Annotated in this window: 9 protein-coding genes; 7 read left to right on the forward strand and 2 right to left on the reverse strand. The window is 45.7% G+C overall.

All coding sequences use genetic code 11. The features are described from left to right. Positions 1-138: FAD-binding protein (locus ABY436_RS16640; protein ID WP_372740059.1), on the reverse strand; the 138-nt coding region annotated here is incomplete at its 3' end. A 301-nt stretch (positions 139-439) separates the two neighbouring features. On the opposite strand from ABY436_RS16640, the gene ABY436_RS16645 reads away from it, so the two are divergent. After that, on the forward strand, positions 440-1,189 hold the full coding sequence (locus ABY436_RS16645; RefSeq protein WP_372740052.1) for an electron transfer flavoprotein subunit beta/FixA family protein: 750 nt from the start codon (positions 440-442) through the stop codon (positions 1,187-1,189). Further along, on the forward strand, positions 1,189-2,118 hold the full coding sequence (locus tag ABY436_RS16650) for an electron transfer flavoprotein subunit alpha/FixB family protein (protein WP_372740053.1): 930 nt from the start codon (positions 1,189-1,191) through the stop codon (positions 2,116-2,118). The genes ABY436_RS16645 and ABY436_RS16650 overlap by 1 nt, the downstream gene beginning before the upstream one ends. A 294-nt stretch (positions 2,119-2,412) precedes the next feature. Here the strand turns inward: ABY436_RS16650 and ABY436_RS16655 are convergent, their stop codons facing one another. Continuing rightward, complete coding sequence (locus tag ABY436_RS16655; protein ID WP_372740054.1) at positions 2,413-2,691, reverse strand: hypothetical protein; 279 nt, start codon at positions 2,689-2,691, stop codon at positions 2,413-2,415. 262 nt (positions 2,692-2,953) lie between these two features. Here ABY436_RS16655 and ABY436_RS16660 point away from each other — a divergent pair, with 262 nt between their 5' ends. The 5 genes from ABY436_RS16660 to ABY436_RS16680 all read left to right on the forward strand — a co-directional run. After that, positions 2,954-3,547 (forward strand): flavin reductase family protein, encoded by a 594-nt coding sequence (locus tag ABY436_RS16660; protein ID WP_372740055.1) that lies wholly within the window; start codon positions 2,954-2,956, stop codon positions 3,545-3,547. Positions 3,548-3,748: 201 nt separating this feature from the next. Next, a complete protein-coding gene (locus tag ABY436_RS16665) occupies positions 3,749-5,050 on the forward strand; it encodes an efflux RND transporter periplasmic adaptor subunit (protein WP_372740060.1) in 1,302 nt (433 codons plus the stop codon). Further along, positions 5,047-7,176 carry an efflux RND transporter periplasmic adaptor subunit gene (locus tag ABY436_RS16670; RefSeq protein ID WP_372740056.1) on the forward strand — a complete coding sequence of 710 codons (2,130 nt, stop codon included), beginning with the start codon at positions 5,047-5,049 and terminating at the stop codon, positions 7,174-7,176. Before ABY436_RS16665 ends, ABY436_RS16670 begins: the two co-directional genes overlap by 4 nt. 62 nt (positions 7,177-7,238) lie before the next feature. Further along, entirely contained in the window at positions 7,239-8,717 is a 1,479-nt protein-coding gene (locus ABY436_RS16675; RefSeq protein WP_372740057.1) for an efflux RND transporter periplasmic adaptor subunit, read from the forward strand. 79 nt (positions 8,718-8,796) lie between these two features. Continuing rightward, a partial coding sequence (locus ABY436_RS16680) for a DUF4347 domain-containing protein (protein WP_372740058.1) occupies positions 8,797-10,355 on the forward strand: 1,559 nt, incomplete at its 3' end.

Here is a 10,355-nt window from a genome sequence, read left to right on the forward strand (position 1 = left end):
ATGTGCACCGACCTCAGAACCTTTTTCGACCACACAGACGGTTAATTCCTGTTCTTGTTCATTGGCCATCTGCATAAAGCGGCACGCAGCAGATAATCCCGCTGGCCCGGCACCTACGATGACGACATCAAATTCCATTGATTCGCGTTCCACGGTTCGTCTCCCCTTGTTCGTATGTATGTATCCGGTTCCAAAAAATGATACCGATATTTTTTATTGGATATATTATAAGTAAAAACCCGTATCCATATAAACTGATTTCTAGCAAAATTAGACCTTAGGCTTAGCTGAACGGCTTGAAAAATTACTGAATATCATTAATATACGGGAATCTACTTATATGTTTGTAATGATTTACAGGCATTTGTCTCAAGTCGAATAACTATCAGTTGAATAAATATCAGTTGAATAATTATCCGTTGAATAAAAGGTAACCGCCATGAAAGTTCTGGTAACAGTCAAGCGTGTAATCGACTACAACGTCAAAGTACGTGTGAAGTCTGATAACAGCGATGTTGATGTAAACAATGTCAAAATGGCCATGAATCCGTTTTGTGAGATTGCTGTCGAAGAAGCGGTTCGCTTGAAAGAAGCCGGTATAGCTACCGAGGTGGTTGCTGTTTCTTTGGGTAGTAAGGTGTGTCAGGAGCAGTTACGCACTGCATTGGCTCTTGGCGCAGACCGTGCAATTCTTGTTGAATCGGATGAGATACTGGAATCGCTGACAGTTGCTAAATTGTTACAAAAAGTAGTCGATGATGAAAAACCAGGTTTGGTTATCATGGGTAAACAGGCTATCGATACTGATAATAATCAGACAGGCCAGATGCTGGCGGCATTGACAGGTTATCCTCAGGGAACATTTGCTTCTGACGTCAAAGTTGATGGCGATAAAGTCCAGGTGATCCGTGAAGTCGATGGTGGTTTGCAAACCGTTTCATTGACACTGCCGGCAATTGTGACATCAGACTTGCGTTTAAATGAGCCGCGTTATGCCTCTTTACCTAACATCATGAAAGCTAAGAAAAAGCCATTAGACGTTAAAACACCAGCGGATCTTGGCGTTGATGTTAAAAGCCATACACGATTGGTTAAAGTATCGCCCCCGGCAGAGCGTAAAGCAGGTATCAAGGTGGCTTCTGTTGAGGCATTGGTAGACAAACTGAAGAATGAAGCGAAGGTGATCTGATGGCTATTCTGGTTATTGCGGAACATGATAACAGTGAGTTGAAGTCCGCTACGTTGAACACAGTGGCTGCTGCTGCACAGATGGGTGGTGATCTGCATGTGTTGGTTGCTGGTGCAGGTTGCCAGTCTGTAGCGGATGCGGCGGCTAAGATCCAGGGTGTTAGTCAGGTGCTGTTGGTTGAAGATGCCTGTTATGAACATCAGCTTGCAGAAAATATCTCACTGCTGATTAATGAGTTAGGAAAAGAATACACGCACATCGTTGCTGCGGCGACAACATCGGCTAAGAATTTTATGCCGCGCGTTGCAGCCTTGTTGGATGTAGCGCAGATCTCTGAAATCATTCGTGTTGAAAGCGCAGATACGTTTGATCGTCCGATTTACGCCGGTAATGCGATTGAGACGGTGCAGTCGCTAGACACCATTAAAGTGATTACTGTGCGTACCACGGGATTTGATGCCGCGTCTGCTGAAGGCGGCAGTGCAGCAGTGCAGGCTGTGTCTATGCTGCATAATGCAGCTACATCGGCATTTGTCGGTGCGGAAATTGCCAAGTCGGATCGTCCGGAGCTGACCTCAGCTCGCATCATTATCTCGGGTGGACGGGGTATGGGTAACGGTGAAAACTTTGCGCTGATCGAAAAAGTGGCCGATAAGCTGGGTGCAGCGGTCGGTGCTTCTCGTGCAGCGGTGGATGCCGGCTTTGTGCCTAATGATATGCAGGTTGGGCAGACAGGTAAAATTGTTGCCCCTGATCTTTATATTGCCGTGGGTATCTCTGGCGCGATTCAGCACCTTGCCGGTATGAAAGACTCTAAAGTTATTGTGGCTATTAATAAAGACGAAGAAGCCCCTATCTTTCAGGTGGCTGATTACGGACTGGTTGCCGACCTTTTTGAAGCGGTACCACAATTAGAGCAACAGCTCTGAGTTTACGCTTCAGTTCGTTGTTGAATTGATTCTGGATAAGCCTGGCGGTTGTTAGGCTTTTCTGTAGTAAAGCATTGTTGAATCCCACAGTGTGCTGGTATGACCTGTGCCCTTTGGTGCGTAATTTGCGCACCGTTTTCTTGCTTTTACCCGGCTCTGTCCGGGTATTTTTTTCTTGTTTGTCAGGGTTTTTATATCCAAAGAATAAACCGTGCAGCTGGCCGTCATTGCGGCGGCCAGCTTCTTATAAGTGACGCATCCTGCTTGCAGATCTTATCTCACATTCACGTTACACTATTTTGCTGCGCAAGCTTCAGACGTAGCAGGGTGGGTTGCAATAAAATGTGCCAGTACTTTTTTCAATACATTCGCATGTTCTGTATTACCTATCTTTTCTGCATGTTTTATATCATCAAGAATGATAGCTTGAATTTTGCTCTCACCATTGTGACAACATAAATACTGACCCATTGCCAAGGCAATTATCGGATCAACATGCTCATGCTCAGCGATTGCAGATACTTCATCTTGGTTGATATCGCACATATCTAAGCATTCTTCATACGTTAACATGACGTGCCTCCTATTATAATTATGTAGGCGGTAGGAATTCTTTAACTCTTCTCTACCTCTTTAATACAACATTAGTATAGGCCGATTGGGTTCAAGCTGGCCAGAATGTCAAGAGTATTAATTTTCATGTAAAAAATCATTTGTTTGATATATTATTCATGTTGCAGTTGCGTTATAAATGTTTTTTTTATTTTTTAATCTATTGATAAAAAAGTATTTTTTATATTTTTCGGAGTGGCCTGTGTTTTTAGACTTAGACTTAATGAGTGATAATTCTGTGTACCATACATTGACTCAGATCATCATTCCCAGACCCGTTGCGTGGGTCTTAACTGAGCACCGGAATGGTGAATATAATTTAGCGCCATTTTCATACTTTTCAGCGGTTTGCAGTGATCCGCCTATCATGATGATATCGGTTGGCAAAAAGCCTGATGGCGGTGAAAAAGATACGTATCGAAATATAAAAGAACGCGAAAAATTTGTTATTCATATTGCTAATTCAGAGCTGGCTGGGCAGGTTACAAAAAGCGCCAGTGTGTTGGGCGCCGGAGAATCCGAGATTGATCTGTGTGGGTTGAACACTGAAAGTGTGGAAGGTTTTTCTTTACCGCGAGTACTTGGCCCGAAAATCGCTATGTATTGCCGTTTTTATGAAGAAAAAAAGATGGGTAATAATGATCAGCATCTGGTTTTTGGGTTAATTGAAAAGATTTGGCTGGATGATGACATTGTTTTGCAAGCACCCGGCGGTCGATTAAAAATCGACGCTTCCCGGGTCGATCCGATCGGGCGTCTGGGCGGCAATGAATATACCACTTTCGGCAAAATTCTGGATATCCCAAGGCCCAAATGAACACCGTTCAAGGCTCTCACGGATGTTTTTCGGCTAATGCCCTGGTTTGCCTGTACTTTGTCTGTAGTTTGACGAGGTTGATCATGCAAGTCCGCAAGTTTCAACTATAGTTAGCACGAGGATTTGAAACAAAACGGTTAAAGAGCAGAACGGGTAGTTAATTTGTCCATATACAAGCAATGGCTAAACTTAGTGTGTCAAATGGTGCCCGACACACAGAGTGCAATTTTCAAATATACAGAGGCTACTGGCGATAAGTATGTCAGTTGGCCAAAAGCCAATGCTCCTGATGCGCAGCTGTTGGAAAGTTTAGCTTTTGCAGCACCGCGCCACTCTCAGCTTACAACCTATACAGCGCCATTATTAACGCTGGTTTTGCCCGTTGCAGAAGACAGTAGCTCGGTATCCTCTGTTTTATTGGCATTGTCGATTAAAGTTGAACCTGATGCCGTTGAGCCAGTTAAACGCTTGGTGAGTTGGTCTGTGCGTTGGTTGTCCGAGCTGTTGAGGATGCAGCAAGAACAGCAGCAAGCAAATTTTTTGGCAGTCTCAGAAAAGTTGGCAGAAAAGGTAGCAGAAAGAGGCCCTGAACATGGAGTAGAAAAGCTACCCGAAAAGCAGTCAGAAAAACCATCGAGTCATCTTGCTCTGGAGCCAGAGTCCTCAATTAAGCATAAATTAGCGGGGTTGATCTCTATTGGCCTTTTTCGATGGGGCGTGGCGGTATTACTTTTAATCGCACTGCTGTTTTTACCGGTTAGTTATCAGATACCGGTCGATACCGTTATTGAAGGAAAAGTCCAAAAATCCATTGTGTCCCCTTTCGATGGCTTTATTAAGACAGCTGTTTTAAAAGCCGGTGATATTGTTGAAAAAGGCCATGTTATTGCTGAGTTAGATGATCAGCAGTTGAAAATTGAAGTTATAAGGCTTACCAGTCAGTATCAGGAACATGAAAAAGGTTATAGAAAAGCATTAGCGGGTCGGGAATATGCACAGGCCAATGTATATCAGGCCAAGCTGAAGCAAGCGAAAGCCAGGCTTGATCAGGTTAAGCTTCAATTAGAGCAAACTGCATTAAAAGCGCCGATTGCAGGCATGATCATAGAAGGGGACTTAAGCCGCCGCTTAGGGTCTCCGGTCTCAAGCGGCGATCTGTTATTTAAAATAGCACCGCTTAATCAATACAGAGCGATGCTGCGTGTCCAAGAGACGGATATCCGTTTTATTAAGGAAGGGCAGCAAGGCGCGCTAAAATTAGCGGCGTTGCCTGATTCTGTGTTTGATATATCGTTATCTAAAGCGTCACCCCTCTTTTTTGAAGAAGATAATCAAATTGTTTATTTGGCTGAAGCTGATTTGCCGGCAGTCGCGTTAGAGTTATTGCGCCCGGGGATGGAGGGTATCGCGCGCGTGGATGTCGGCCATTACTCGCTGGGCTGGGTATTGACTCACCACTTTATTGATTGGTTACAAGTGGCTATTTGGAAGTTATGGCTGTGACGACTTGCGTGGAGGAGCCCGGCTTTATCGACACAGTAAAAGATTCTGTTTTGCAGTTAGATGTATTGATGATGTGCACCGAGCAAAAAACGCCCGAGGGAATCTGGTATTTGTTGTCAGCAGGTGAGCAGCCGCAATACCTGCGTTGTAGTAAAAAAGTATACGACTTTATTTGCAGCTTTGATGGTAAAAAAACCGTTACACAAGTATTTGAAGAACAGGCTTTAAAAACCGACGATATGTCTGCTCAGACGGAAGTTTCTGAATTGAGTAGCATCATACAAAAATTGCTGAATATGGGTGTGCTTAAAAATCCTGATAAAAAAGTAAAAAATAAACATTGGCTTGCCAGTTTACGTCAGCCTATGGCGGTTAAAATTCCGTTATTTAATCCGGATCGCCTGTTAGACCGATTGAGTTTATTGGGTGGCTTCTTATTGAGCGGGCGTTTTCTGCTGGTCTTTGTCGTACTGCTGGGGTACGGGTTAAGCCAGGTTGCTACCCATTGGAATGATATCCAGCTTCATTGGGCGAGTCGGTTCTTCGATCCCCTCAATATTGTCTATATGTTAGTTCTTTACCCCGCTTTAAAAGTGTTACATGAAATCGGCCATGGATTAGCGCTTAAGCGGTTTGGTGGCGAGGCGAAAGAGTGTGGTGTTATTTTTTTGGTGTTAATGCCGTTGCCTTACATTAATGCTTCTTCCAGTTATCATTTTCCGTATAAACATCAGCGGGTATTGGTGGGTATGGCGGGCATGCTTATTGAGTTTTTTATAGCCACATGCGCCTGGATTGCATGGTGTAATATCGATAGTGTTGGATTTTTGTCAGATATTCTATTTGATATATTCTTTATTGGTAGTTTCTCTACACTGGTATTTAATCTGAATCCGTTAATGAAATTTGATGGTTATTATATATTGTCTGATCTTTTATCAATCAATAACCTTAATAGCCGCTCAAGACAATATATGGGTAGTCTTTTTAAAAGACATCTGTTCAGCATTACCGCACCAACCGATTATATTGCAGCAAATGAATATAAATGGCTGACACTATACGGCGTGTTAGCTATTCCTTACAGAATCTTCATTAGTTTGTTTATTGCCCTCTATTTGAGTTCAAAGTTTTTTTTCCTCGGTGTGCTGCTCGCGCTTTTGGTGATTGCGCAGCAAATCGTAACCCCTCTTATTAAAGGTTTTATTAACACCCATGGCCAGGCAGTTAAACAAGATCAGCAGGTGCGCTTTTGGGGTGTATATGTTGGCGCAATTTTGCTCGTTATCTTGTTAGGTGTCGTTATGCAGTTTCAATACAGCACGACCCTATCTGGCGTGGTGGTACTGAATGAGTCGCAACAACTTAAGACAAATCAGAGCGGTTTTATAAGACAGGTCTTTGTCAGTAATGGGGAGCAGGTGCAGTCTGGCCAGGTATTGCTTGAAATAGATAATCCTGAGTTGGTTAACACGCTGGCGGCGCTTCGCGTTGATATTGAAGAATTAACCGCTCGCTATGATCAGATACGCGCTAAAGATGTACTTCAGGCGGCTGATATTTATGATCAGCGTGTGGCTGTTGAAAATGAGTTGGCAGAGGTAACGAAGCAGGCCGCACATCTGATGTTGACGGCTCCCGGCGAGGGCGTTTTCGTTCAGCCAAGACGAGATGATCTGCAAGGGAGTTATTACAACAGAGGTGATGTTATTGGCTTGATATATGATCACTCGCCGGTGATCGTGACGGCTATTGTTGATCAGATAGATATTGAAAAAATACGCGATAATTTATCGCATATTTCTGTCATGTTTAAAATAGAACCCGGTACTGTCTACACTGGCACGCTGATGCAAGTCATCCCTGCTGCCAGCGATCAACTACCGACACGCTTCCTGGGGAGTTTGAAAGGCGGCGATGTTCTTGTAGATAGTCGGGATAGCAGTGGTACTAAGGCGATGAGAAATAATTTTTTAATTCAGGTTTCCGTGCAAGGTGCCGATAACAAGGCATATCGGTCTGCTAATGCTCAGTTAAAGTTTGTATTTAATGAAACGACTGTGTTGAGCAGGTTTATGGCATGGATAGAGGTGAGTTGGTTGCGTAATTTTACGCCGTCTCATTAAAAACAGGCTACGCTTGTGGTATCCAGATTAAAAGTTAGGCTCCCAATTTTAAAGGGCATCGAATGAGTGTACGTTTTTTAGTTCAGGTTGCTGCTATTACCAGCTTCTCAAGCCTTGTACAGGCTGAAATCATTTTGCCCGCTGTTGACTGCGTTATTATTCCGAGTAAAACGGTTGATATCAGTGCAGCGGTGCCGGGCCTTATCGGTAAGCTGCATGCCGAGCGGAGTGATAGCGTTAAAAAAGGCATGTTATTGGGCGAACTGAATTCGCGTGTGGAGCAGGCCAATGTTGAATTGTCCCGCGTGCGTTCTGAAATGAGCGCCGAGATCTCTGCTGAACAGGTCAATCTTAAATACGATCAGCTGCAAAGCCGCAGAGTCAGAGACTTAAAACAGAAAAACCTGATATCTGCTCAAAATAAAGATGAAGCAGCACGCTTAGAAAAAGTCACCTATTGGCGTCTTAAACAGGCGCAAGACGCGTTCCGAACGCGTCAATTGGAACTTGATCGGGCTGTTGCCCAGCTCGAAGAAAAAAAGGTGTATTCAACGCTCGATGGTGTCGTCGCGCAGGTCTATAAAGCCGAAGGTGAATATGTAGAAGATCAACCCATTATGCGCCTGGTGCAGTTGAATCCGTTGCACGTTGAGGCAGTTTTGCCCATGGAACATTATGGCCAAGTGCAAAAAAACATGCAGGGAAGCGTTTATGCTGAGATCGCGCCCAACACCAAGCTGAGTGCGAAAGTGATGATCATTGATCCGGTAGGGGATACCGCTAGCGGAACCTTCGGTGTTCGCTTAAGTATGCAGAATCCAGATAATAAGATTCCTGCCGGTATGAAGTGTGTTTTAAGGCTCGAACCATCAACAATAGATCAAAGCGTTGAAATACAGAAGAATACAACAGACATGCTAGCGGCGGATGCCGCGCCTGGGGCGACGTCTACTCCCTTACCAGAAGCTGTAAAGGCGCTAACATCAGCAGAATCTCCGCTGGATGAAATAATCACGACTCAAAACAGCCCGGTAATGGCCGCTGTGCAGACTGACGCAGCGGTTGAGCAGCAGCGATCGCTTCCAGAGGTGTTGCCAGATCCTGAAGAGTCTCTGCAAAAACATTCTTTCGGGCCCTTTAATAAAGAATCTACGCTACTTAGTGTCGGCAAAATACTCACCAGCCAAGGTTATACCTATTCACGCCGTGATGAAGGATCGTCTGTTATCAAAGGGTATTTAGTACTGCTGGCTGAGGATTATGCGCAATCAAAACGACAGTTAATGGCGGAATTTCGTCAGCGTGGCGTCAGCGGTATGGAGGTTCTGCCTCGCAGAAGTTATAACGGTCGCCTATCTTTTGGTGCATATGATGGCCCTGAATTGGCGAATGTAAGACATGAAAACCTAACGCAAAAAGGTATCCGTAGTGAGGTCGTTGCGCGTCGCACCGGCAAGGTTCAGCTATGGCTGGATGTCGAGCAGATAGCCGAATCAAAGGTCGCCTCTATTATTGACCAGACAAAAACCGTTTATAACTAGCGGGAAAAGCGTGTCAGAAAAAACAGCCGAAAACTCCAATAAGTAACGATCATCTTCGTAGTGTATGTAGGGACGGTAAATGGCCAGCGCAGATAACAGCCGAAATAAAAAATCTATGCACGAGACGTATCTTCTGGAGCTGTTAGAGCCCAGAATTATGTTATCTGCCGATCCATTCGGTGCTGCAGAAGTCGCTGTCGATCTGTTGATGACAGGACTGCAAAAGGAGGGTGTTGAGTATGAAGACTATTCACCCGACTATTCACCCGACGCTGCATCCGGCGATACGTCCGAAGATACACCCGACAATAGCGATGCTAGCGCGGTTAGCGAGACATTGGAATCGATAGATATCGCCTCTGTTACGACATTGTTTGCCTCGCAAGATCCTCTTTCCAGCATTCAGCAATTCGACAGTCAACAATCCGATAACCTGCAATCCTCCCATTCGCAATTCAGCCTTCAGCCTGGCGATAGCGATTTAATAAGCACGCCTGACAATGAGCAGATGCGTACCGAGCTTATCATTATTGATGCGGGAGTGAGTGATCAGCAACAGCTGTTGCAACAGATTATTCCCGCGGATTCAGACGTCAATTATCAAATACATTATGTAGATCAGAATAGCGGCGGCATTAGCCAAATTTCTGAACTGCTCAAGCAATATTCACAGGTCGATGCCGTTCATATTCTGTCGCATGGTAAGAGCGACGGCGTTCAATTAGGCAATGCCTGGATTGATGCAGGCACACTGACTCAACAGGCAGATCAGATCAGCCAATGGTCAGCTGTATTGACGGAAGATGCGGATATTCTGATTTATGGCTGTGATGTCACATCCAGTGAAGCAGGCATTGATTTTGTGCAGACCTTGCAACGCTTAAGTGGTGCCGATGTGGCCGCCAGTGACGATAAAACCGGTGCTCAGGCGCTGGGTGGCGACTGGGATCTGGAATATCAGTCGGGCGAGATTGAAGCACAGTTGGCAGTCAGCGTCGTGGCTCAGCAACTTTGGCAGGGCACCCTCGCCACCTTTGTCGTTGACACCACCAACGATACCGTCGATGCCAACCTGGGCGATGGCTTTGCCTTGGATGGCAGCGGCAATACCAGCCTGCGAGCCGCGATTATGGAAGCTAACGCCTGGGGCGGAGCCGACCAGATCAATCTGGCAGCCAATACCTATAACCTGAGCCTGGGCGAACTGCAGGTCACCTCGGCGATCACGTTGGTCGGTGCCGATGCCGCGACGACGATTATAGACGCTGGTGGCAGCGATCGCATTTTCTACATCGGCGAGTCCAGTAGCCTGGATGCGTCGGAACTGACGCTGCAGGGCGGGGTGGCGAGTGGTGGTGGTGATCAGGGCAAAGGGGGGGCGATTTTCGTCTATAGCGATGGTGCGTTGACCCTCAACCGGGTCATACTCAGCGGTAACCAGGCGGTGGATGGTGCAGGCATCTACAACAACGCCATAGTCAATCTGACCGATGTGGTCATTTCCGGCAATACCACTACCGGTGGTGGCGCCAGCGAAGGTGGCGGGTTGTTCAACCGCGGCACTGCCACGCTGACCAATGTTACCCTCAGCGGCAACAGCGCCGGTCTCGGTGGCGGTATCCATAATGACAGCACCGG

This window comes from Neptunomonas sp. (genome assembly GCF_041601355.1).
Lineage (GTDB): Bacteria > Pseudomonadota > Gammaproteobacteria > Pseudomonadales > Balneatricaceae > Neptunomonas.